At 39.8% G+C, this 22863-nt stretch carries 23 protein-coding genes and 1 tRNA gene; 12 read left to right on the top strand and 12 right to left on the bottom strand.

The window, feature by feature from the left end:
* The first annotated feature begins 9 nt into the window (after positions 1–9).
* The 4 genes from B3297_RS15760 to B3297_RS15745 are packed head-to-tail and all read left to right on the top strand — an operon-like array spanning position 10 to position 3516.
* A complete protein-coding gene (locus B3297_RS15760; protein ID WP_231585333.1) occupies positions 10–894 on the top strand; it encodes a hypothetical protein in 885 nt (294 codons plus the stop codon).
* The gene (locus B3297_RS15755) at positions 875–1825 is read left to right on the top strand and encodes a CDP-alcohol phosphatidyltransferase family protein (protein ID WP_286769743.1); all 951 of its coding nucleotides are present in this window, start codon (positions 875–877) and stop codon (positions 1823–1825) included. The genes B3297_RS15760 and B3297_RS15755 overlap by 20 nt, the downstream gene beginning before the upstream one ends.
* A complete protein-coding gene (locus B3297_RS15750) occupies positions 1818–2807 on the top strand; it encodes a lysylphosphatidylglycerol synthase transmembrane domain-containing protein (RefSeq protein ID WP_204990742.1) in 990 nt (329 codons plus the stop codon). The genes B3297_RS15755 and B3297_RS15750 overlap by 8 nt, the downstream gene beginning before the upstream one ends.
* Position 2808: 1 nt before the next feature.
* Complete coding sequence (locus tag B3297_RS15745) at positions 2809–3516, top strand: HAD family hydrolase (RefSeq protein ID WP_070569646.1); 708 nt, start codon at positions 2809–2811, stop codon at positions 3514–3516.
* On the opposite strand, the gene B3297_RS15740 is transcribed toward B3297_RS15745, so the two are convergent.
* The 7 genes from B3297_RS15740 to B3297_RS15710 all read right to left on the bottom strand — a co-directional run bounded on the left by B3297_RS15740 (position 3499) and on the right by B3297_RS15710 (position 10254).
* Entirely contained in the window at positions 3499–4389 is an 891-nt protein-coding gene (locus B3297_RS15740) for a helix-turn-helix domain-containing protein (RefSeq protein WP_286769741.1), read from the bottom strand. The two genes, B3297_RS15745 and B3297_RS15740, sit on opposite strands and share 18 nt — an antisense overlap.
* A 2-nt stretch (positions 4390–4391) precedes the next feature.
* Entirely contained in the window at positions 4392–5072 is a 681-nt protein-coding gene (locus B3297_RS15735; protein WP_286754395.1) for a M15 family metallopeptidase, read from the bottom strand.
* A gap of 124 nt (positions 5073–5196) precedes the next feature.
* A complete protein-coding gene (gene ppk1 / locus B3297_RS15730; protein ID WP_046675796.1) occupies positions 5197–7266 on the bottom strand; it encodes a polyphosphate kinase 1 in 2070 nt (689 codons plus the stop codon).
* Between the two features lie 243 nt (positions 7267–7509).
* Positions 7510–7887, bottom strand: a complete 378-nt coding sequence (locus tag B3297_RS15725; protein WP_046675797.1) for a hypothetical protein — start codon at positions 7885–7887, stop codon at positions 7510–7512.
* A 10-nt stretch (positions 7888–7897) separates the two neighbouring features.
* On the bottom strand, positions 7898–8476 hold the full coding sequence (locus B3297_RS15720; protein ID WP_070569652.1) for a DJ-1/PfpI family protein: 579 nt from the start codon (positions 8474–8476) through the stop codon (positions 7898–7900).
* A 78-nt stretch (positions 8477–8554) separates the two neighbouring features.
* Positions 8555–9118 (bottom strand): NADPH-dependent FMN reductase, encoded by a 564-nt coding sequence (locus B3297_RS15715; RefSeq protein WP_046675799.1) that lies wholly within the window; start codon positions 9116–9118, stop codon positions 8555–8557.
* 188 nt (positions 9119–9306) lie between these two features.
* A complete protein-coding gene (locus B3297_RS15710; RefSeq protein ID WP_239468705.1) occupies positions 9307–10254 on the bottom strand; it encodes a 1-aminocyclopropane-1-carboxylate deaminase/D-cysteine desulfhydrase in 948 nt (315 codons plus the stop codon).
* 18 nt (positions 10255–10272) lie between these two features.
* On the opposite strand from B3297_RS15710, the gene B3297_RS15705 reads away from it, so the two are divergent.
* The gene (locus B3297_RS15705) at positions 10273–11319 is read left to right on the top strand and encodes an RluA family pseudouridine synthase (RefSeq protein ID WP_046675800.1); all 1047 of its coding nucleotides are present in this window, start codon (positions 10273–10275) and stop codon (positions 11317–11319) included.
* A gap of 19 nt (positions 11320–11338) precedes the next feature.
* Positions 11339–12205, top strand: coding sequence for an aminotransferase class IV (locus tag B3297_RS15700; protein WP_046675801.1), 867 nt, complete (start codon positions 11339–11341; stop codon positions 12203–12205).
* A 33-nt stretch (positions 12206–12238) separates the two neighbouring features.
* Here the strand turns inward: B3297_RS15700 and B3297_RS15695 are convergent, their stop codons facing one another.
* Positions 12239–12814: an NADPH-dependent FMN reductase gene (locus B3297_RS15695; protein WP_070569655.1), complete on the bottom strand. Its 576-nt coding sequence runs from the start codon at positions 12812–12814 to the stop codon at positions 12239–12241.
* 209 nt (positions 12815–13023) lie between these two features.
* On the opposite strand from B3297_RS15695, the gene B3297_RS15690 reads away from it, so the two are divergent.
* Both B3297_RS15690 and B3297_RS15685 read left to right on the top strand, forming a co-directional pair.
* On the top strand, positions 13024–13587 hold the full coding sequence (locus B3297_RS15690; RefSeq protein ID WP_115048048.1) for a hypothetical protein: 564 nt from the start codon (positions 13024–13026) through the stop codon (positions 13585–13587).
* A gap of 268 nt (positions 13588–13855) precedes the next feature.
* Positions 13856–14782: a polysaccharide deacetylase family protein gene (locus B3297_RS15685; RefSeq protein WP_070569659.1), complete on the top strand. Its 927-nt coding sequence runs from the start codon at positions 13856–13858 to the stop codon at positions 14780–14782.
* 85 nt (positions 14783–14867) lie between these two features.
* Here the strand turns inward: B3297_RS15685 and B3297_RS15680 are convergent, their stop codons facing one another.
* Positions 14868–15449 carry a PhnA domain-containing protein gene (locus B3297_RS15680; RefSeq protein ID WP_046675805.1) on the bottom strand — a complete coding sequence of 194 codons (582 nt, stop codon included), beginning with the start codon at positions 15447–15449 and terminating at the stop codon, positions 14868–14870.
* 279 nt (positions 15450–15728) lie between these two features.
* On the opposite strand from B3297_RS15680, the gene B3297_RS15675 reads away from it, so the two are divergent.
* On the top strand, positions 15729–16598 hold the full coding sequence (locus B3297_RS15675; RefSeq protein WP_070569662.1) for a KPN_02809 family neutral zinc metallopeptidase: 870 nt from the start codon (positions 15729–15731) through the stop codon (positions 16596–16598).
* A 149-nt stretch (positions 16599–16747) separates the two neighbouring features.
* Here the strand turns inward: B3297_RS15675 and B3297_RS15670 are convergent, their stop codons facing one another.
* Positions 16748–17728 carry an acyl transferase gene (locus B3297_RS15670; RefSeq protein ID WP_201639401.1) on the bottom strand — a complete coding sequence of 327 codons (981 nt, stop codon included), beginning with the start codon at positions 17726–17728 and terminating at the stop codon, positions 16748–16750.
* Between the two features lie 274 nt (positions 17729–18002).
* A complete protein-coding gene (fabG, locus tag B3297_RS15665) occupies positions 18003–18746 on the bottom strand; it encodes a 3-oxoacyl-[acyl-carrier-protein] reductase (protein ID WP_286779123.1) in 744 nt (247 codons plus the stop codon).
* Between the two features lie 513 nt (positions 18747–19259).
* On the opposite strand from fabG, the gene B3297_RS15660 reads away from it, so the two are divergent.
* The 3 genes from B3297_RS15660 (at position 19260) to B3297_RS15650 (ending at position 22658) form a co-directional block, all read left to right on the top strand.
* Positions 19260–20759, top strand: coding sequence for a malate:quinone oxidoreductase (locus tag B3297_RS15660; RefSeq protein ID WP_070569666.1), 1500 nt, complete (start codon positions 19260–19262; stop codon positions 20757–20759).
* 215 nt (positions 20760–20974) lie between these two features.
* A complete protein-coding gene (gene pnuC / locus B3297_RS15655) occupies positions 20975–21592 on the top strand; it encodes a nicotinamide riboside transporter PnuC (RefSeq protein ID WP_070569668.1) in 618 nt (205 codons plus the stop codon).
* Entirely contained in the window at positions 21579–22658 is a 1080-nt protein-coding gene (locus tag B3297_RS15650) for an acyl-CoA dehydrogenase (protein ID WP_286769738.1), read from the top strand. The genes pnuC and B3297_RS15650 overlap by 14 nt, the downstream gene beginning before the upstream one ends.
* A gap of 45 nt (positions 22659–22703) precedes the next feature.
* Here B3297_RS15650 and B3297_RS15645 read toward each other — a convergent pair.
* Positions 22704–22775: transfer RNA gene (locus tag B3297_RS15645), tRNA-Arg, on the bottom strand.
* Between the last annotated feature and the right edge of the window lie 88 nt (positions 22776–22863).

The following is a 22863-nucleotide window of genomic DNA, read 5'->3' as shown; positions in this document are numbered from 1 at the left end:
ATGAGCGATATGATTTCTATTTTAGGCGTAACTCGAAAAAATCGCTTTTCACCCAACCATGTGGGGAATGATGCCGCCATATTCAATGAAGTAGTTTTAAAACTGACTGAAAAAGGTGCCTCGGTAGAGCTTTGTAACGAGGATGAATTTTTGTCTTCAGCATCCGTGAAGCAGGATAATATTCTGACTATGGGGAGAACAAAGACTTTAGTGAAAAAGTTGCAATCTCTTCAAAATAATGGGGTCAATGTTTTGAATTCTGGATTTGGAATTGAAAATTGCTTTCGGAAAAATATGACCCTTAAGCTTTTGGAAGGTGGAGTTCCTTATCCGAAAAGTATCGTGATCTCTACGGTTGCCGATATTCAATCTATTTTTGAGAAACTGAAAGGAAAGGGTGTGTGGATCAAACGTGGCGACTTTCACGCCATTCATAAAGAAGATGTTACTTTTGCCGCTAGTCTGAAAGAAGCGCAACATATCTTGAATGAATATGCGCTCCGCGGGATTAAAGAGGCGGTGATTTCTGAACATCTTGCCGGAGACCTACTAAAATTTTATGCGGTGCGGGGAACGGATTTCTTTTTTTATTTTTACCCCTATGAACACAATCATCACAAATATGATTTGTATGAACAAATTAATGATGAGGTCGTACACTTTCCTTTTGATCTCGACAAGCTAAAAGAAGTCGCTAATCGTGCGGCAGAAGTCCTGGATGTACATATCTACGGCGGCGACGTGATTATTGATGCAAATGGAGACTTCCATATTATTGACTTAAATGACTGGCCAAGTTTTGCGCCTTGTCGGGCAGAGGCTGCAGAGGCCATTGCTCAAATGGTTTACCATAAATTTACTGAAAAGAACCACAATGCAGAAAGAACAAGTTAATGTAATCGAAGAAGATAATTTGAGTGCATTCGAACAATCTTTAAAATCTAATGATACTGAGGAACGAATTGATATTTGGTTTTATCGACCTATAGGTTATCGCATTGCGCAAGTCTGTGCAAAAATTGGTATTACACCCAACGCTGTAACCATTATTAGTATTTTCTTTGGCGTTGCGGCGGGTATTTTATTCTATTACCCGGCGTTATGGATTAATGTGATCGGCATGCTTTTATTGGTTTTTGCCAATTCTCTAGATAGTGCCGATGGACAGCTGGCCAGAATGACGGACAATAAAAGTCGCTTTGGTCGTATCTTGGATGGTTTTGCTGGCGATTTTTGGTTTGCTTCTATTCATATTGCGATCTGTTTACGCAGTATTAACGAGGGGTGGCCACAATGGCTATGGGTATTTTGTGTGCTTGCAGGTGTATCGCATATGCTTCAGTCAGCAATGGCTGATTATTATCGTAACGTGCATTTGTATTTTATAAAAGGTAAAGCTGGAAGTGAGCTGGACAATACACGTGATTTGAAAGTTGACTACGATGCCTTGTCCTGGAGCAAGAATTTTTTCAGCAAATTTGTGTTAAATGGCTATATGGGCTATACACGAAACCAGGAAAAGCTTTCGCCAAAACTGCAAAAGCTACTGCGCCTAGTGAAAAGTCGCTATAAAGACGAATTGCCAAAACAATTAATGGTCGACTTTAGAACTCAAAATAAACCATTGATGAAGTATACAAATATTGTACAGTTCAATACAAGGGTGATTTTCCTATTTGTTTGGTTGTTTATCGGCCAACCTTGGATTTACTTTTTCTTTGACATGTTTGTCCTAAATCCGATATTGATCTATATGTGTAACCGACAAGAAAAGGTAAGTGGCTATTTTGTTGATAAATTAACAAATGATCCAACCTATGGGTAGCAAAATCTATAAAGTGCTCTTTATGCTGATCGGTATAGGTACACTGGCCTATATGATTCATGCAATGGGAATTGATGAGATTTGGAACAACCTTGAAAATATTGGCTGGTGGTTTCTGCCTGTACTTGGTAGCTGGGCAGTACTCTACTGGATGAATGCTATGGCATTTAAGGCAATTATTCAGGAACCGGAATTGCCACAGACAAACGTCCCTTTTTGGAAGGTCTTACAATTGACAATATCGGGGTATGCCATCAATTATATAACACCATTTGTTGCGTTAGGAGGGGAGCCTTATCGTATTATGGAGCTTAAAAACTATGTCGGTGGTTCGAAGGCAGGTTCATCTGTGCTGTTATACGGTGTCATGCACATCCTATCGCATATTTTATTTTGGGTCGCTTCTGTTTTTCTAATTCTTTGGTTTGTGCCTGCTAGCACGATGGTCAATGTGGCCTGTGCTGCGATTTTTGTAATGGCTATCATCTGTACTTGGCTATTTACAAAATTTTATAAGAAGGGAATTACCGTTTCACTATTGAAAGCCTTGTCTAAACTGCCTTTGGTAGGCAAGAAAGTGGGTGATGTACTGGATACGAAATATGAAACTTTGAATGACGTCGATCAACAGGTGAAAAACCTCTTTCAAAATCGTCGTGATCGTTTCTATACGGCGCTTTTTTGGGAATTTGTAGCACGCGTTGTAGGCTGTTTTGAGATTTATTTTATTGGTTTGGCTTTAGATATCAATATTGATTTTATTGATGCTATGATCATTAGCTCAGGATCTTCCCTATTTGCCAATCTTGTTTTTTTCTTTCCAATGCAGTTGGGAACCCGGGAAGGTGGATTGGCAATGGCCGTAATGAGTATAGGATTGCCTGCGAAAGTCGGTATTTTTATGGGTGTTGTGACACGAATTAGGGAAATTGTGTGGATTATGATCGGTTTGGGGTGGATGAGTTTAGTAAAAAAGAAATAACATGGATAAGTTTAATATTAAAGGAATTATTTTTGATTATGGTGGAACCTTAGACACCAATGGCGGCCACTGGGGAGCTGTTATCTGGTCGGGTTATGAAAAATATCAGGTTCCCGTAAATTTGAACGCTTTTCAGGAGGCCTATACCTACGCGGAACGTCAGATGGCTTTACAACCTATTATTAAACCGCAGTTTAATTTTTTGGAAGTGCTTGAAGCAAAGCTCAATGTGCAATTTGATTATCTTATTGCTGCAGGGTACGACTTAGACCGATCATTAGCGCATAGAATAGCCTTTGACGGTTATTCATTGGCGAAGAATACGGTTGAAGAGGTAAAACCACTGTTAAATTCACTCCATGAAAAATATCCGATTGTCATGGTTTCCAATTTTTATGGTAATTTAAAATCGGTCCTTGATGATTTTGGGATTCTGTCTTATTTTCAGGAAGTTGTGGAGTCGGCTGTCGTCGGTGTGCGCAAACCTGATCCTGCCATTTATGCCTTAGGTGTAACTAAAATAGGACTTCCTGCACAAGAGGTATTGGTGGTGGGTGATTCCTATAGTAAAGATATGGTACCTGCCAAAGCGGTTGGCTGCCAAACCTTATGGTTGAAAGGGCAGACTTGGGGCGAGGATAAATTGCAGGATACTGGAGCTGCAGACCAGCAATTTACAAGCATCTTCGATTTAATCGACTTTGTTTAAGTAGAGATTCTGACGAAATTCTTTAGGCGAGATTCCAACATTTCGCTTAAAGAATTTACCAAAAAAAGATTGATCCGAGAAATGTAATTTCACTGCAATTTCTCCGATAGGAAGCCCCTGGCAAAGTAATGATTTTGCTTCCTCCACTAAAACGTTCTGAATAAGTTCTATTGCTGATTTTCCAGTTAGTTCCTTGGTAATCACCGATAGGTGTTTCGCTGTGATGCCAAGTTCCATCGCATAAAATTGCACCATGTGTTCTTTATGAAACGACTTTTTTAATAGCAAATGGAAATTGGCCAGAATCTCTCTTTTCCGGGAGGGAATAGCGGGTGTATTTCGCATATTTTGGCTTCCTAGACGGGCTATTTCACAAAATAATATTTCTGTTAATGACTTAATAATCTGATGTTGGAAAAGGTAGCTAGAGTCTTGTCGGTCGTAATGAATAAACTGTTTAAATAAGTTAGATAAGTTGATCGAATCTTGGTTCGATAGCGACCAGATGTAACTGTCACTTAAGGCAAGAGATTTTTTGGTGACCTCGAAGAAATCTTCTTGAAAATCCAGTTTGAAGCTAAAATCCAGCGTAAAGAAAATCAAATATACCTCACAATCCCAAGATTTGACGACCGAAGAGCCATTCACTCGGGAGGATGGATTGGTTAACAATAGGTGATTTTGAGCAACTTGTACCCGTTCATTATTAATCATGAAGGAAGTCTCACCTTTTTTTATTAAACAGAGCGAATAGAGGTCACCTTTTGTTAAAATCTGCTGCTGCTCGGAACTAAAGACAGGTTTCGATTTGTTGCCCTTAAAATGAAAGACATAAAAACCCTTGTTTTTGATGGGAGTTTCCTTTACAGACATGTTTATTTTACGATAAAATCAAAATAGGTTTTACGATAAGGTTCATCTTGCAAAGTGTAATGCCACCATTCCTTATCATAAGCTTTGAAGCCAAATTTAGCCATCGCTTCTTTTAAAATCTTCCGGTTTTCTTTCTGTTGGACGGTCAGATGCGCATAGTGATGATGGGAGACTGCGCCGAAAAAATCAAAAGGTCCACCCATATCAATCTCCTTATGATCTTTTAAGCTAATGAGCGTTAGATCGACTGTACTGCCACGGCTGTGGCCTGATTTGGAGGCAATAAAGCCTAGATTGAACAAGTTCTTCTTATTGATAAGCGGGTAGAATTCCCTTTTTGCGATGGTATCTTTGGTGTTTAAGGACCATGTTTTAAAGTTGTCAACAGCACGTTGCGGACGGTAGGCATCGAATATTTTCAGGCCAAGACCTTTTTTATTTAAATGGTTCTCGACCTGCTGCAGTGCTAGCGCTGCGCGCTTCGTTAAAATAGCGACTGGTTTTTCATAACCTTGAATTGGCCTTCCGGTGAAGTTGTGGCTACCAAAATAACGCATTTCTAAACTTATTGTTGGAATAATGTCCTTGACGTATACAAAATCTGAAGGCATGGTCTTTTCCTGCGCACTGAGAGAAAGCGTGGAAAGGCTTAAGGCAAATATAAGACACAAGTTAAATTTCATGGAATGAAGATACAACTTGTGTCTTAATTAATATAATATAAAACGTTATTCTCGTTCGTAATGACAAGAATGATCTTGAATTCAGCTTATTGACCAATTTGTGCTCGTATTGATCAACAGCCCACTAATGATCCGCTAATTTTTTTCTCAGATAATTGTATATTTCAATCTGCGAACGGCATGGCGCCTTTTTATTCTCAACGTAATGATTGCTCAGTGAATTGTTGAGTATACGGGCCTTGACATTATCATTGAGCTGGATCTGAAGCATTTCTTTTAAATCTTCCTTGATTTTTTTACTTGTTATTTTGACCGCTGCTTCGATGCGATGATCCAAGTTTCTTGTCATCCAATCTGCCGAGGAAATAAATAGCTGCTCTCGGCCAGCGTTGTAGAAATACATCACACGTGCATGTTCCAAATACTCATCGACGATTGAAATGGCATTCATTTGCAATTTAAAGGTTTTTTGATTTGTTGCACAGTAGATTCCCCGGATGATAAGGTCTATTTTGACACCAGCTGTTGCGGCATCATAGAGCTTTTTAATCATTTCTTTATCGCTCAGTGAGTTTACCTTGACAATAATATATGCTTTTCGACCAGCCTTGGCTTCGGTAATCTCCTGATCGATGTAGTGTAGAAGTTCCCTGCGCATATCCGTTGGGCATATCAACAGACTTTTGCAATTTTTGATAATTTCAGCCGGATTTGACTTAGGACGTCTCAGGTAATTGAAAACCTTATTTATATCGGCAATAACATCCCTATTACTCGTTAATAGGCAGTAATCTCCGTATAATTTAGCCGTTTTTTCATTGATATTTCCTGTGCTGACAAAACCATACTGGATCGTTTTCATTCCAATACGTTTTTTGATGACGCATAGTTTTGCATGGACCTTTTTATTTGGGATACCGGTCAATACCTTGATGCCTTCCAGTTCAAGTTTCTCTTTCCAGTCCAAATTGTTTTCTTCATCAAATCTTGCCCGAAGTTCAAGCATCACGGTGACTTCCTTTCCATTGCGGGCCGCGTTAATCAGGGCATTTGCAATTTTTGAATTCGAGGCTAAGCGGTATGCCGTAATCTGGATGGTTTTCACATCTGGATCCATCGCTGCTTCACGAAGTAGATCAATGATCGGTCTAAACTCATGATAGGGGAAGGAGAGCAGCACATCTTTTTTCAATACAGTATCCGTTACACGTTCGTAGTTCTTGAAATAGGGGTGTGGAAAGGACGTCCGTTCCAAGGGCTGATTATAGGATTTAAACACATTGGGAAAATCCATGAAGTGTTTGAAGTTGTGTATTTTTTGTCCTGGAATGATGCTGTCTTTTTTTGAAAGGTTAAGTTTCTTGATCAGGAATTCTACCAATTTATGGTCCATCTCTTGATCAAAAATAAATCGGGTAGGTTTACCTTTTCTTCTGTTTTTTACCCCTTTGCTTATCTTTTCGACCAGCGTCGTGTTGATGTCATTGTCAATGTCAAATTCGGCGTCTTTTGTGACTTTAAATACATGTGCATTGAATACATCAAAACCGAAATAGGAGAATATCAGAGGAAGATTAAACTTGATAACATCCTCCAAAAGTATGATGTGTTTTTCATCTTTTGGCGATGGCAACTGGACGAAGCGTCCATTTTGACTGGTCGGGATTTCGATGAGTGCAAATTTGGTTTCGTACTGCCATTCCTGTTTTCCCATCGCAATGCCCAAATAAAGGCTCTTATCCCGAATATAAGGCATAGGCCGCACATCGTCCAATATCAGCGGAATGACGTTCGATTCTACGTCATCCTGATAATAGTCACTCACAAACTTCTGTTGTTCGGGGTTGAGTTCCTCACTGGTCTTAATATAGACATTTTGTTTGGCCATATCTTTTTGGATACGATTCCAGGTACTGTCAAATTTCTTTTGCTGCTTGATGACCCGGATATTGAGCTCTTCTAGGATAAGCTGAGGATCTTCATAGAAGGATTGATTGGCACTTTTATCTTTGAGGTCTATAGCCCGTTTTAGACCTGCAACACGCACGCGGAAAAATTCATCGAGGTTATTGGAAAATATACCTAAAAATTTGATTCTTAAGGGTAAAGGGACAGTCTCATCCGCAGCTTCCTGAAGTACTCTGCCATTAAAGCTCAACCAACTAACGTCTCTAGGAATAAATTTTTTCGCCATAGCTAAATATACGTAAATTTAAAAAGCAAAACTATAGCTCTGCAGGGGATAATCGAACTTTTTTGTGTTAAAGAATTATTAAGTTATTTTTTGTTGATGTATTTCGAGCGTCGTTTTAAGGTGCATTTTTGCCATCATTCTTCTTCCCTAGAAATAACCGCTACAAGGTCGTGCACTGCATGGAAAAAAAATCCCCCAAAGTCTTGCAGACTTTGAGGGACATGTCATTATGTTTGATTTCGTCTATTTCTTCTTTCCGTACTTTTTGGAAATTTGAATAGCTTTGTATTTTGTCGTGTCAAAATGGGGTGTGTCAATTGATAAGCTTGTCGGATAAGGAGCGCTTCGATCAAAGAAATACACCGTTGTTGTGCTTCCGTAATCATTGACAGGCATCAAGTCAAGACAGCCTGTATAATCTGCGTTCAACAGGTCACCTACTGTAACGGCATAGATGCGTATGATACCGCCTTTATTTTGTTCATTTCTGACGAAAGCGACTTCCTTAAAACCTCCCGGTAAATCTTCAATACTTTTCTGATTGAAGCTATCTTTTAAAATAAAACCCAGCAGCACTAAAATCGGTATGACCAAAAGCCATAACCTTTTATTCTTCTTCATTAAAAAACACTTAAATTGTAATAGTAATACCTAATAACTTATAAAACTCTTTTAAAATTGCCTGATGTCCTGGCCAAGCAGGAGAGGTGACCAAATTTCCGTCTACGACCGCTTGATCGGCAGGGATATTTTTCCATGTGCCGCCCGCTAGTTCGATGTCTGGACCTACAGCAACATAGGCTGTCAATGTACGACCTGCGAGTACTTTTGCAGCTGTTAACACCTGGATACCATGACATATTGCCGCCACAGGTTTGTTGTGCTCAAAGAAGTGTTTCGTAATCTCCAAAACACGTTTGTTGAGTCGAATATATTCTGCCGATCGTCCGCCAGCAATATATAGACCGTCATAGTCTTCAACATTTACCTGGTCGAAATCTTTATTGATTGCGAAATTATGCCCGCGCAATTCTTTGTAGGTCTGATCACCAGTGAAATCATGTACTGCTGTGGGAACTACATCCCCGCTTTTGCGGTCTGGAGCAATTGCATCTACCGTTATCCCTATAGAACCCATTGCTTGAAATGGAACCATTGCTTCGTAGTCTTCTACAAAGTCTCCTACAAGTAGTAATATTTTTTTTGCCATATCAAAAAACCTCTTTTAATAGGTTTTCAATTTACATATTAAAAGAGGTTTTTACAATGATTATTTGTTAATCTTTTGTTAACCCTGAACGGATAATTTTTCGGCAAGTGCACGTTTTGTTTTACGTACTTTAGCTTCTAATTGACTTCTTAAAGTCGGGTCGATAATACCTTTACCTTCTTCAAAGTTTTTGTGGAATTCGGGAAGAGAAAAGGAATCTAATATATCGGCACCGTCCCAAGTGATTCGATTGACAGCAGTGTTCAAAACTGTGGCACCTCCCATTGGACCAGGGGCAGTTGCCAATAAGAAAACAGGTTTGCCGTTGAATAATTTACGGTTAGGAATCCGTGAAACCCAGTCAACGATATTTTTGTAAGCTGTGGTATAGGATCCATTATGTTCGGCCAAAGAAATCAACAGGAAATCTGCGGCATCCATTTTAGCTGCAAAGTCATGCGCTAATTGAGGAATGCCCAACTCGACTTCTTTGTCGTAAGAATAGATCGGCATTTCAAAATGGTTTAAGTCTAGCAATTCGATGGTATCGTCGGCTTCCTTGTAGTATTTTGAAGTACTTGTGACAAATGTTTTGTTGATTGAGTTTTTGTTGCTTGTGCCTGCAAATGCTAATATTTTCATCTTTATATCATTAATTTATGAGGTGCTGCATAGGGTTAAAAATACCCCATACTGGCCTCGCTGTTACCTTTGGAAAATCATGGTTTTCGCATGTTTTCGATTTGATTTATTTTTAAATCGGGTCAAACTTACAATATAATTGCTGAATAAATGTCAATCAAATGTCTCTGTGGGGTGTTCTGCTTTATTTATTGATGTAGATCAAGAAAATTAAAACGTTCGTACATGCCAAGTAGGCCTGTAAGTCCGCCGGTATGTATTACGAGTACCTGATCGGCGGGGGTAAAGTAGTCCTTTTTGATCAGGTCATCCACGGCATAGAGCAATTTGCCGGTATAAGTAGGTTCAATCATTATTCCTGTGGATGCTATAAAATGTTGAACGAAGACGAGCAAGTCGGCGTTGGATTTGGCATAACCACCAAAATGATAATCAAGGTGTAAAATAGGCGGGGGGATGTTGGGGTAAAGTTGATCGACTTCCGTTTGAATAAAGCCACCATTTTTTAAAACAGGAACGCCATGTACATGGGTAAATAGATCTCGTTTTTCGACAGCATTGCCTATTCCCGCTAATGTTGTTCCTGTACCACAGGCTGTAAAAATATGCTGATATTCATGTTGGAGTTCGTCAACGATTTCGGCGCAACCTTTCGCTCCGAGCATACCGTAACCGCCTTCATGTATATAGAATGTCGTCGGATCCTGACCAAAATAACGCTCGTATAAATTTTCTTTATTTCGGTAAGATTCGCGGTCGACGTAAATAAGCTGCATCCCAAAAAGACGACACATCGTTAAAACAGGGTTGTTAACCCCTTCTTCACCTCTAACAAAAGCAGTTGTTTTAAACTTGAAGGTAGCGCCGGCGCAAGCAGTAGCCAAAAGATGGTTGCTCCATGCCCCGCCAAATGTAACCAGATGGCTTTTCCCTAGCTGCACTGCTTCTTCCAGATTATATTTTAATTTTCGCCATTTATTGCCCGAAATAAACGGATGTATGAGGTCATCCCGCTTAAGCGTTACTTTAATATGCTTCTTCTCCCAGGCCGGAAGGCACAATTCAGTTTCGGGACTATGGATTTTGAACGGCAACATAACATTAAATGAAAACAAATTTAACGAAAATTGTTTCATTTGGTTTATTTTTGTAGCATGACAGAACAAATTGGATCGCAAGATCAGGAAGAACAGGAATTATTTGAGCATCTACGTATTGAGGTGGATAAGGGGCAAGCATTACTCCGCATTGATAAATATCTGATGAACAGGGTGGAAAATGCTACGCGGAGCAAAATTCAGCATGCTATTGAAGCTGGTTCTGTCATGGTTAACGGTAAGGAGATCAAGGCGAGCTATAAGGTTAGACCTGATGATGTGATTACATTAGTGCTACCTGATCCGCCACGGGATAACGAAGTTTATCCTGAAAACATTCCATTAGATATCAAATACGAGGATGACGATGTGTTGATCGTGAATAAGGAGGCGGGAATGGTCGTGCATCCAGGATATAATAATTATACAGGAACCTTGGTCAATGCATTAACGTATCATATACAGCAGCTGCCACAGCTACCTGGAAACTCCGATCGCCCGGGTTTAGTGCATCGAATCGATAAAGACACCTCCGGATTATTGGTCATTGCTAAAAATGAAAAATCAATGGCCTTTTTGGCAAAGCAGTTTTTCGATCACAGCATTACCCGTAAATATATTGCATTAGTTTGGGGAGATTTAAAAGAGGACGGAACAATCACAGGTTATATTGGACGTCATCTAAAAGACAGACGTATCATGGCGATGTATGATAGTGAAGACAAGGGGCGTTGGTCAGTGACACATTACCGAGTTTTGGAGCGACTGGGCTATGTTACCCTAATAGAATGTCAATTAGAAACGGGACGTACACATCAAATTCGTACGCATATGCAATCTATTGGTCATCCGCTATTTAATGATGCCATGTATGGCGGCGATAAGATTTTAAAAGGTACCGTGTTTTCAAAGTACAAGCAGTTTGTGGATAACTGTTTTTCATTGCTGCCGCGACAAGCACTTCATGCGCAAGTATTGGGATTTATTCATCCTTCTACAAAAGAAAATATGTATTTTGAGGTACCATATCCGGAAGATTTTCGTTTAGCTTTAGAAAAGTGGCGCGGATATGCGGCAAATTCAATGGCTATAGAACATGATTAAAATTTAGAACAAAATTAAGATGCCAACAAACTATATCAATTTCAATGGCAATGTAGTGCCGGAAGATCAGGAAATATTTAGCATTGAGAATAGAGGTTTTCGTTATGGGGACGGACTGTTCGAAACGATGTTGTATAAGGATGGTGATATCCGCTTTCTAAATTTTCATGTCGAGCGTTTACAAAAAGGAATGGAGTTGATTCATTTGGATGATGCAAACCTTTTCGATGCATTTTTTATTCGTTCGAGATCCGAAGAATTAATCCGTAAAAACAATATGTTGGGACAGCAGGTTCGTATCCGGTTGATCGTATTTAGATCTGGTGGCGGATTGTATAGTCCGACGAGTAATAAACCTGGTTTTGTTTTGCAGGTGCAGCGCATAGAACCTAATCTTCGCGATAAGAAGGTCGGTTTGATTGTAGGGCTGTACAATGAATTCAAAAAACCTTATAGCGATCTTTCAAAGATTAAATCTTTAAATGCGCAGATTTATGTGTTAGCTGGCATCTATAAAAAGAAAATGGCTTTTGATGATGTGTTAATTCTAAATCAGGAAGGTTACCTATGTGAATCCTTAATTTCAAATATCTTTGTCTATTATGAAAAGGTGCTTTATACACCAGCATTATCCGAAGGATGTATTGAAGGGGTGATGCGTCGGGTAGTCATGGACATGGCACAGGATGAAGGTATAGAAGTGGTGGAAGCACAGATAAGCCCCGAAATCATGAAACGGGCAGATGAGATTTTCTGTACCAATGCTGTACAGGGGGTACAATGGGTAATGGGCTATAAGCAAAAGCGCTATTTCAATAAGATATCGCGGATCTTACAGGAAAAATTACAGCATTGGAACTATGACCTCAGTGATGAACAAGACTAGTTTAATTTGATCATTCATACAAAAGGGCAGAACTTAATTCTGCCTTTTTGTATGAATGATTCGCTCAGCCCATTGCTCAAATGCTGTTTTAAAGCTGCGGAGAAAATCTTTGGTTTTTGCTAATTCCACTGTTCCACTTGGACCGATACAGCTGCCGATATCGCCCAGATAAGCTTCAGGTTGCTGCATCGTTGGGATATTGACGAAGACAAGTGATTGACGCAAATGATGGTTGGCCCCAAAGCCCCCATAAACTCCCGTTGATGAGGAAATTATTGCGCCAGGTTTACCATCCCATTTATTTTTTCCATAGGGTCTCGAACCCACGTCAATCGCATTCTTTAATACCGCCGGAATCGAACGGTTATACTCTGCGGTAACAAAAAGCACAGCATCCAAGGACGCGACCTCTTGACGGAAACGGGTATAGCTAGCCGGTGGGTTACCAGCATCGTCAAAATCCTGATTATATAAGGGGAGATCGCCGATATCAATCATGCGATAGCTAAATTTCGATTCCTCCTGGTCGAGGATAAACTGTGCGATCTTTTTATTGAAAGATTCCTTTCTCAAGCTGCCGACAAATATGCCTACGTTATATATACTCATGGTAATTATTCATTAAAGTCCTATCAATCTGAACAACGGATCCTTCAAAAAGGTTTGGGGTATTTTGTGAATTACACTATTTTCAACCTGTTCAAAATGAGGTTTTTATTGTTGCGTTAACAAAAATTAACATTTGAACATTAATCTTTTGCATACTGTTTGTTGTCGTATTGTAAAGAAGAAATTACAAACTAAGGGAGGAGCTACTTATGAAAAAATTGTTTTATGCGGCGGCGATCATTGCAGGCCTTTTTACGGCGGGAGCTGCACAGGCGCAAGTGAGTATCAGTGTCAATATTGGAAGTCAGCCTAGTTGGGGACCAGCGGGTTATGATTACGCGCGTTATTATTATATGCCAGAATACAATATGTATTACGATGTACCCGCGAGATGTTACGTTTATTATGATAACGGCGGCTGGATAAGAAGAGCAAGTTTACCGAGACGATATAGACATTACGATTTTTATCGGGTGCATAAAGTAGTAATCAACGATCGCACACCTTGGCATCATCACGATCGCTACAGAAGCCGTTATGGCGGTTATCGGGGAAGGCAGGTCGCCATTCGAGACAGTCATCATGGTGGTGGATATTCATTTGCAAGCGAGCGTCGGGTAAGCCGCGAACATTCATGGGGTGAGCGTCGGGGATACGATAGAGGAAACGACCGCGGTTATGGACGAGGTCGCGAAGGTGGTCACGGGCGTGGCAATGATCAGGGACATGGACACGGGCGAGGTAACGGTCATGGCGGAAGACATCGGGATTAATTGAGTAGCTGAATAACAGAATAAAAAAGGAATCTATATCAACATAGGTTCCTTTTTTTTGGCCGGAAATAACAGCTGGTCTGCTTTCGTAGCGCTGGAGGCATGCGAAATCATGACGCTTTGAGTGCCATGCACAATAAATTAAATAACATAACAGCTTTATTAATGAAAAATATATTAATTTTGCGCAACACGGGACTGAAATCAGCTTATTTTAGATGATTTTGAGTATTTGTGAAATAATTGTGATGGTAAGTTAATTTTTGTAATGAGAAAAGTAGTTAATTCGGGTGTTGTATGGGTAGGGTTAAGTATATCTATTTTGGGATTTTACTCCTGCAATCAAAGTGGGACAAATAAGGTTCAAAATGTGGGGGCTGTTGACTCTATGCCACCAAAAAAGGATAGTTTACTTGCCGTGCAGGATTCAATAAGTAAAGTAGATTCGCTACGGAAAGACACCATTACAAAAATGGAAGAAGATGTGGACTACAAAGGAGCTAAAGATACAACGGTATTGTTGACTGATACTGTTTCTCCACGTTACATTTATCTCACTTTTGACGATGGACCCTTAAATGGAAGTCAGCACCTTGATTCCATTGCGACAGCAAAAGGCATTAAAATCAATGCTTTTCTGATTGGCAATCATGACAAGATGAGTAAGAAGTTACACGGCTTTACAGAACGTTATAAAAATAATCCATTAGTAGATTGTTACAACCACAGTTACTGGCATGCACATAATAAGTACAGTACGTTCTATTCGAATGCGCAGACGGCCTTTGAAGATTTTGAACTTGCTGAGCAATCGCTGGGCTTAACACATAAGATAGTGCGGCTGCCGGGGCGAAATATCTGGTATATCGGAGACCGCAAAAAGGTTGATTTGAAAAGCGGGGCTTCGACGGCCGAGCTACTACACCAGAATGGTTATAAAGTAATTGGTTGGGATTGTGAGTGGAAGATTAATGGTGTTACGGGGAAACCGGACCTATCGGTGAATCAATTGTATACCCAAATGAAGAATTTACTCCGCAAAGGTACGTCTTATACAAAGAACAATGTTGTGCTATTGACTCATGACAATATGTACCAAACGAAAAAAGGGCAGCGGCTATTATCGGACTTGATCGATAGTCTCAAACAACATCCAAACTATCGTTTCGAATTTGTGCGGAATTATCCGCAATAGTGGCAACTAGTATCTATTTAAATAATTAAGGCTTAAACGGGAGTTCTCCAGTTTAAGCCTTAATTATTTAGACGAAAAGTCTATTTTAATTTTGTTTACGGAGATATTTGGTCAGTATCACGATGGTTTGGCCCTCAATCTTTCCCTCAATTTGCTCGATATTGTCTGCTACCAGTCTAATATTCTTAACCACGGTACCTAAAGTCGCTTTTAAAGAGGAACCTTTCACATCAAGCGTTTTTGTCAGAACAACAGTGTCGCCCTCCAATAGTCGTTGCCCGATGCTATCTTCATGAAATGAAACATAGCCGTCATTTTCATGGTCTCCAGTTTTCTTAGCTTCAGCTAGTGTCTCATCGTCTAAATATAGAATATCCAATGCTTCAGACGCCCAACCTTCATTTTTTAGTCGGTTTAACATACGCCAGCATACAATTTGTACCGATGGGTTCTCGGACCACATTGCATTTGGAAGGAATTTCCAATCGTCCGGATTTAATTGCTCCGTTTTGTTGAGCTGATTGACCAATGTTTCTGAAATCAGTAAAGTATTGTCCAAATTTGATGTTATTTCCGGTGGTAATGTATAAGCAATTAAAGTGGCATCTTCGCCTGTCAGCTCACATTTTCCGCCAGCTCTCGCTTGTAATTGTTCTTCTAATTTCATGTCAGTTTTTTTGAAAGCCCAAACTTAGCCAAATTTGTTTTGATGTACAATGACGAATATCACGACTTAGAGAAATAACTCCTGTTTTTGTCCCTTTAAAGCATTGTTTTTGCTAATGACTATCTTTTCTTACCGGTAAATTTATGATATGAGCGAGCTATGATGTAAATTGTAGCATGAGTTTTTTCTTCAAATAAATCTACTTCATGTAGAACATTGGTACCGAATTTGTGTTTATCCAACATTAGAAAAGATTATTAACTGTAATATAGAAATACTATGAAATGGCAAGGAGGTAAACAAAGTGGTAATTTTGAAGACCGCAGAGGAATGTCGGGGGGAGGAAAAATTGCTTTAGGAGGAATTGGTGGAATTATTGTTTTGGTCATTGGATTTTTGATGGGTGGAGATCCGAGTCAACTCTTACAGCAGGCTCAAAATATGGGGGCGCAAACCGAACAGTCCGGGCAGCCACGTGAGTTAAATCCTGAAGAAAAAAGGCTAACCGAATTCTCCTTGACTGTACTCCAAAGTACAGAGGATGTTTGGGCAAAGCTGTTTAAAGAGCAGATGCAGAAGAGTTATACGCCTACTACCCTTGTTTTTTATGATGGTGGTACACAAACGGATGGTTGTGGCATGGGACAGGCCTCTTACGGACCTTTTTATTGTCCTGGCGATCAAAAGATTTACCTGGATCTGAGCTTTAGTAAAGAACTGTCGGATAAATTCGGGGCGAAGGGAGAGTTCGCCATGGCGTATGTAATTGCCCATGAGGTTGGACACCATATCCAACAGTTGGTGGGTTTATTACCAAAGACCAATCAGGCCCGTGGGCAAATGAGTGAACGCGAAAATAACCGGATCTCTGTGATGACCGAACTGCAAGCTGATTTTTATGCTGGAGTATGGGCGCATTATCTCAATGAATATACCGATATAAAAATCGATTATAATGATATTATGGACGGTATGAAAGCTGCCGAAGCAGTGGGAGATGATAAATTACAGACAGAAGCACAGGGCTATGCTGTTCCTGAATCATTTACGCATGGTACGTCCGCTCAACGTATGGAATGGTTTAAAAAGGGATATGATTCGGGGGATATGCGATCGGGCAACACCTTTGAAGATCCGAGTCTGAAATAAAGATCATATTTCGAATGAAAAACCACCTGTTCACACATCATGAACAGGTGGTTTAATTAAATTGCCCTATGTGTTTCACCACCTACGCTTTCATTTATTTGGGAATATAAAGGGTCATCACAAAACCCGTGCTGAATCATGTTGGATCATTATTGAACCAACAAATTACATCCCCTGATATCACTTTGGTCAAAACGTCCTAATATTTCAAAAGATCCATCTGGATATACTTTACCCAAATCCTGCGTGGCTATAAATGAACACGAGTAACGATTCGCAAGGTCGATGACGTTGATACCACCAGTTTTATTCATGGGAATTAGGCTCAATGGATCATTGGTGTCGCGAATCAAGATTTTCATCCATTTGGGAAGATGGAAAATTCCCTGACCTGAAGAATAACCTTGTGAGAGTAATTCTGTCATGCCATATTCCGAATGGATTCCATGGACGGAAAAGGCTTCTTCCAGGAGTTTATGGATTTCCTGTTTGACCATTTCCTTGCGTTTACCTTTCATTCCGCCAGTTTCCATAATAATCAGTTCAGGAAATTCAAAGGCGTATTGTTCAATGAAGTCGAGTAGGGCGTACGTTACGCCGAAAAGGATTGTTTTTGTGCCTTTATTTTTGAGCGCCACAAGTGTATCGTAAAGCTCTTGGTGGTTATAGAGAAAATAATTGCTTTCAGGCTGCTCACTTTGCTTCATGAGATCATCAATCATGTAGATTAAAGATGAACCGCTTCTTTCAAGGTATGAGGGTAGAAGGGCCAGTACGGCGATATGGCTTAGTGGACCATAGAAGTCTTCAAAAATCCGACGGAAAGTGCGTTCGTAAATACGGAGGTCAGCGACTAAATGTTTTGAGGTGACCATACCCGTTGTACCCGAACTCGAGAATACGATTTCAGCCTCCATTCCTTCAGCAATAACCTGTTGCGTCTTAAAAAATTCAATAGGCATAAAAGGAATATCCGTATAGTGCTGAATAAGGTCTTTTTCTCTGCCGAGGAGGCTGATATAGTCACGATAAACCTTACAATGCTGGCTCTGGAATTGGTAGGTATCTAAACAATGCTGATTAAAATCATCCTCGGTTTTAATTTCAAAAAAATCCTTCCAGTTCGCCATAGCATTTAAATTTGATCGACAAAATTAACGAAAATTTGTAAATATTGGAGGCGATCTATAGATTCCTTCTTATCAGAAGCCTATTGAAGATGTTTGGTATTATTAACAATACAGGTATGCGGAGACAGAAAATTCTGTAAATAGAAGGAGAAGTATAGTGTCTTTGTCCGGTATATCCAGGTTAGAGGGGTAGATAGATCGGGATCGTCGTAAAACATAACTAGAGAACAGGCTTAGGTCAAGGTAAGAAAACTTGACCTAAGCCTGTTATTTTTTATAACATACCACCATCAACAGGAAGAACCTGTCCGGTTACGTATGCCGATAAGTCAGATGCTAAATAAAGACATGCATTGGCAACATCTTCTGGTTGGCCAGCACGTTTCAATGGAATTCCAGCTTCCCATCCTGCCACGACTTTAGGATCCAATACATCTGTCATTTCGGTACGTATAAAGCCTGGAGCAACTACGTTTGCACGGATATTACGAGAACCTATTTCTTTAGCGACCGATTTTGTGAACCCAATGATACCAGCTTTTGATGCAGCATAATTTGCCTGACCAGCATTTCCTTGAACGCCAACAACGGATGACATATTGATAAATGAACCTTTACGGTTTTTCATCATAATTTTTGAAGCAGCTTTTGTAACGTTAAAGACAGATTTTAAGTTCACATTTAATACATCATCCCAATTCTCTTCGGTCATACGCATTAACAGGCCGTCTTTTGTGATACCAGCATTATTGACAACAATATCTAATCCGCCAAAATCAGCGACGATCGCATTGATCAATTGTTCTGCTTCTTCAAATTTTGAAGCGTCAGAGCGATAACCAATCACTTTGGTGCCAAAAGCCTGAAGCTCCTGCTCCAACGCCTGTCCTTTTTCGACAGAAGAAAGATACGTAAAAGCGACGTTAGCACCATGTTGTGCAAAGACTTCTGCAATTTTCCTTCCGATTCCTTTTGATGCTCCTGTTACTAAAGCAATTTTTCCTTCAAGTATTTTCATCTGTATAAGTTATTTGTTCTTCAATTAATTACACTATGGCATTTATGACCATTTTCCTCGTGCTTTCTTTCGCTCACGGCCCGTCTGATCTTGGAATTCAACACGATACATGAACTCGCTTCCATTAGGTTTATCTTGGTTATGCCACAGTCTTTGTGTTTTTCTCGATGCTATAATATGAGCGAATAAATGATCTTATTTTTTAGCCATCGTGTACACTATTGCCTATCGACGTTCTGCAAAAATGTTAAAACTATATTATAACACAAAATCTTTCGATAAATAACGGTTTAAAATAGAAAAACATTGTGTGCTGACCCGGTGTTTATCTTGGAGTGGGGGAGTGTTTTAAGGTAACATTTTTAGAATTTTACGGTAAGCGATTGCTCACTTAGGATTATTTTAATAAATCAATGGTATTTTTGAATAAGTGGTTCTAAAAAGTACAGTTTTTTGACAAAAGACTTGGACGTTTACCAAAAACTATATTAAATTTGCATCAATCACAAAAACATGAGCAAAAAATCAAATAAAGAAGTTGACGTTGTTCTGATCGGCGCCGGTATTATGAGTGCTACTTTGGGTACTCTAATCAATGAATTAAGCCCAGACGTTAATATTGAAATTCTTGAGCGTTTGGATGTTGTGGCTGCTGAAAGTTCTGACGCATGGAATAATGCTGGCACGGGTCACTCTGCTTTATGCGAGTTAAATTATACCCCCGAACAGAAAGATGGTTCTGTCAAGATTGATAAAGCAGTGAAAATTGCCGAGCAATTTGAAGTCTCTAAGCAATTTTGGTCCTACCTCGTTGATAAAGGCATTATTGCCCAACCTGAAAATTTTATCCGTAGTATTCCACACATGAGTGCGGTTTTTGGTGAAAAAGACGCTAAATTTCTAAAGACAAGATGGGAAACACTAACGACCCAAAACTTGTTCAAAGGGATGGAATATACCGAAGATACAGCATTGTTGAAATCGTGGATTCCATTGATGATGGAAGGACGTGCGGCAGACGAAAAAATCGCTGCGACAAAAATGGATCTGGGTACTGATGTAAATTTTGGGTCGTTGACACGTGATTTGATCGCTAATCTTGAAAATAAAGAAAATATTTCGATTTCCTTAAACCACGAAGTAATTGACATCGAACGTGAAGATGACGGTCGCTGGGAAGTGGAAGTCAAAGATTTAAAGACAGGAACAAAGCGAGAAATCAAGGCAAAATTTGTATTTATTGGAGCCGGTGGGCACTCGTTGTTATTGTTGGAAAAATCTGGAATACCCGAAGCGAAAGGCTATGGCGGATTCCCGGTGGGAGGCCAATGGCTGCGTTGTGTGAATGAAGAGATCATTAATACACACCATGCGAAGGTGTATGGTAAAGCTTCTGTCGGTGCGCCTCCAATGTCTGTACCGCACTTAGATACACGTTATATTGATGGCAAGCAAGCGTTATTGTTTGGACCATATGCAGGTTTCTCAACTAAATTCTTAAAACAGGGGTCTTACTTCGATTTACCGGCTTCTATCAAATTGTCCAATATCCGTCCGATGTTATCAGCCGGACTTGACAACTTACCGTTGACGAAGTATCTTATTACTGAAGTCATGAAGTCACCAAAAGATAAACTGGAGTCTTTAAAACAATTTATGCCTACAGCTAAATTGGAGGATTGGGTTATCGAGAAAGCAGGACAACGTGTTCAGGTCATCAAGAAAGATGAAAAGAAAGGTGGAATTTTAGAATTTGGTACAGAGGTCGTTTCGAGTGCCGATGGTTCTATTGCTGCGCTATTAGGAGCTTCTCCTGGAGCTTCGACGTCAGTAGCTATTATGATCAGCTTGTTGAAGAGATGTTTCCCTGAACGTGCCAAATCAGATGAATACCGTAAAAAACTACGTGAAATGATCCCTTCACACGGGAAATCATTGAACGATGATGCGCAACTTTGTAAAGAAACGCGTACGCGTACGCACAAAGCGTTGAAATTGATTGATATAGAATAATCAATTCGACCGAAAATATACTTATGGGGTGCTTGGAATGACCATGGTCATTCTCGGCTGAGATTATACCCAATAAAAGCGATTGTACCTCCTTGTACAATCGCTTTTATATACCTGATCCAGGTAATGCTGGCGTAGGGATTTAATTTCAATAAAAAATAGCCGTTTCTCTCCCATAGGTTTATTATGAATGACACGATATAATAAACAAGGCGATGACTTCTGAAACAATTTTCGAAGCTTTTGTAAAACAGATTCAACAGGCCACCATTGCGGAATGGTTAGGGGTATCCTTTGGTGTTTTACAAGTTTGGTTTTCCCGGCAAAATAAATCGATCAATTACATTTTTGGGATTATTGGTATCTTAATTTCTGTTTACGTATTATTCCATGCGAAACTATATGCCGAAATATTGCTACATCTCTATTATTTGATCATGAGCATCTATGGCTGGATCTATTGGAAATATAGTCGTGATGTAGCTACGCCCATAACACACTGTGAGCCGAAAGAATGGTGGATAGTAGGTGGCATATGTGCTGTCGGTTTTCTGTTGTTTTATTTCGGATTGGTACACTTAACAGATTCTGATGTACCGCTTTGGGATTCTGCAGTTTCCTGTACAGCTTGGGCAGGGATGTGGTTATTGGCAAAGCGGAAGATAGAAAACTGGATATTGTTGAATATCAGTAATCTGATGGCAATTCCTTTACTGATCCATAAAGGGCTGTTTCTTTATTCGGGCTTGACGTTATTTTTATTTGTTATGGCATTTAGTGGGTATTTTAATTGGAGGAGAATAATACGTGAAGAAAGATATGCAATTCAATAGCGAAGATATCGCTATACTGAAAGATAATCAGGCAAAAGGAATTCAGCAGAAAACGTTGCCAGATGGACAATTGCAGCTGATTTACCGTCGGAAGTGGTTTAAGATTTGGGTTCCCCGTGCATTAGGTGGATTGGGGTTAAGTGTACCTGAAGGACTCAGTTTATTGGCTGATCTGGCTTATTGGGATGGGGGATTAGCCTGGACAGTAACCTTATGTTCAGGAGCAAATCTGTTTGTCGGTTTTATTGATCCCCTTATAGGAAATCAAATTTTCGAAACGGATCGGGTTTGTTTCGGAGGTAGTGGACAGGCATCTGGTACTGCTACGCGTGAAGGGGACCACTATCGACTCCGTGGTTTCTGGAGATATGCTACCGGAGCGCCACATTTAACGCACTTCACATTAAATGCCGCAATTCAGGAGGCGGGAAAACCCGTTTTGGACGAAAAAGGTGAACCGCTGATAAAATCATTTTTTGTCGATCGGGATCATGTACTGATTCACTATGACTGGGATACATTTGGATTGGAAGCTACAGCTTCGCATTCTTTTTCGCTGGAAGACGTTCTCGTTGATAGCAGGCAGTCTTTTGAGATTGATGCGGCAAAAAGTACACGTCGCGAGCTGTTGTATCAATATCCCTTTATGCCTTTTGCGGAATTGACTTTACTGGCCAACTTTACGGGAATGTATAAGCGCTTTTTGGATTTAATCGAAAAACTATTTGTGTTAAAAAGCAATCAATCCAAATGGGAGAAGACTGAAAGTAAAGAAGCGTTTAGGGTACTCGATGAATTTCAGCAAGATTATGTTAATCGGAGGGAAGCAATCATGAATTTGGCCGCTCTTTCTTGGGAAAATCTTCACGATGGAAATGATAATGCAGCGATTTATGAACAGATAGGGATACAAAGTAGAGATTTTGTGGAATCTATCTTAACAAATACGATAAGACTCTATCCACACACCGGAATTTCGGGGGCCGCCATTGACCATGAAATCAATATCATCTTCCGGAATATTTTTACGGCTTCGCAACACAAGTTATTGCAAAAGAGCTTCTAAACAACAAAGACTATCCTAGGATAGTCTTTGTTGTTAAATAGGATGTGTTCCCGGCGGGGGTCGAACCCACATCGTCAGAACCGGAATCTGAAATTCTATCCATTGAACTACGGGAACGTCTGGCAAAGATATACTATTTTCTAGATCTTACAAACAATCTTTGTGATAAAATTATATCTTTTAGCAATCAATTTTTAAGGCATCT

Origin of the sequence: Sphingobacterium sp. UBA3519 (assembly GCF_002377215.1) — a bacterium.
Taxonomy (GTDB): Bacteria; Bacteroidota; Bacteroidia; order Sphingobacteriales; family Sphingobacteriaceae; genus Sphingobacterium; species Sphingobacterium multivorum.
The sequence above is the reverse complement of the archived record's forward strand: the minus strand, read 5'-3'. Positions and strand labels throughout refer to the sequence as shown.

Coding starts and splice junctions, on each gene's coding strand:
- B3297_RS15705 (WP_046675800.1), top strand. CDS start 10,273: ATGACAGAACAAATTGGATCGCAAGATCAGGAAGAACAGGAATTATTT.
- B3297_RS15690 (WP_115048048.1), top strand. CDS start 13,024: ATGAAAAAATTGTTTTATGCGGCGGCGATCATTGCAGGCCTTTTTACG.
- B3297_RS15755 (WP_286769743.1), top strand. CDS start 875: ATGCAGAAAGAACAAGTTAATGTAATCGAAGAAGATAATTTGAGTGCA.
- B3297_RS15745 (WP_070569646.1), top strand. CDS start 2,809: ATGGATAAGTTTAATATTAAAGGAATTATTTTTGATTATGGTGGAACC.
- B3297_RS15740 (WP_286769741.1), bottom strand. CDS start 4,389: ATGTCTGTAAAGGAAACTCCCATCAAAAACAAGGGTTTTTATGTCTTT.
- B3297_RS15685 (WP_070569659.1), top strand. CDS start 13,856: ATGAGAAAAGTAGTTAATTCGGGTGTTGTATGGGTAGGGTTAAGTATA.
- B3297_RS15650 (WP_286769738.1), top strand. CDS start 21,579: ATGCAATTCAATAGCGAAGATATCGCTATACTGAAAGATAATCAGGCA.
- B3297_RS15760 (WP_231585333.1), top strand. CDS start 10: ATGATTTCTATTTTAGGCGTAACTCGAAAAAATCGCTTTTCACCCAAC.
- B3297_RS15680 (WP_046675805.1), bottom strand. CDS start 15,449: ATGAAATTAGAAGAACAATTACAAGCGAGAGCTGGCGGAAAATGTGAG.
- B3297_RS15735 (WP_286754395.1), bottom strand. CDS start 5,072: ATGAAATTTAACTTGTGTCTTATATTTGCCTTAAGCCTTTCCACGCTT.
- B3297_RS15670 (WP_201639401.1), bottom strand. CDS start 17,728: ATGGCGAACTGGAAGGATTTTTTTGAAATTAAAACCGAGGATGATTTT.
- fabG (WP_286779123.1), bottom strand. CDS start 18,746: ATGAAAATACTTGAAGGAAAAATTGCTTTAGTAACAGGAGCATCAAAA.
- B3297_RS15695 (WP_070569655.1), bottom strand. CDS start 12,814: ATGAGTATATATAACGTAGGCATATTTGTCGGCAGCTTGAGAAAGGAA.
- B3297_RS15700 (WP_046675801.1), top strand. CDS start 11,339: ATGCCAACAAACTATATCAATTTCAATGGCAATGTAGTGCCGGAAGAT.
- B3297_RS15720 (WP_070569652.1), bottom strand. CDS start 8,476: ATGGCAAAAAAAATATTACTACTTGTAGGAGACTTTGTAGAAGACTAC.
- B3297_RS15675 (WP_070569662.1), top strand. CDS start 15,729: ATGAAATGGCAAGGAGGTAAACAAAGTGGTAATTTTGAAGACCGCAGA.
- pnuC (WP_070569668.1), top strand. CDS start 20,975: ATGACTTCTGAAACAATTTTCGAAGCTTTTGTAAAACAGATTCAACAG.
- B3297_RS15715 (WP_046675799.1), bottom strand. CDS start 9,118: ATGAAAATATTAGCATTTGCAGGCACAAGCAACAAAAACTCAATCAAC.
- ppk1 (WP_046675796.1), bottom strand. CDS start 7,266: ATGGCGAAAAAATTTATTCCTAGAGACGTTAGTTGGTTGAGCTTTAAT.
- B3297_RS15725 (WP_046675797.1), bottom strand. CDS start 7,887: ATGAAGAAGAATAAAAGGTTATGGCTTTTGGTCATACCGATTTTAGTG.
- B3297_RS15710 (WP_239468705.1), bottom strand. CDS start 10,254: ATGAAACAATTTTCGTTAAATTTGTTTTCATTTAATGTTATGTTGCCG.
- B3297_RS15750 (WP_204990742.1), top strand. CDS start 1,818: ATGGGTAGCAAAATCTATAAAGTGCTCTTTATGCTGATCGGTATAGGT.
- B3297_RS15660 (WP_070569666.1), top strand. CDS start 19,260: ATGAGCAAAAAATCAAATAAAGAAGTTGACGTTGTTCTGATCGGCGCC.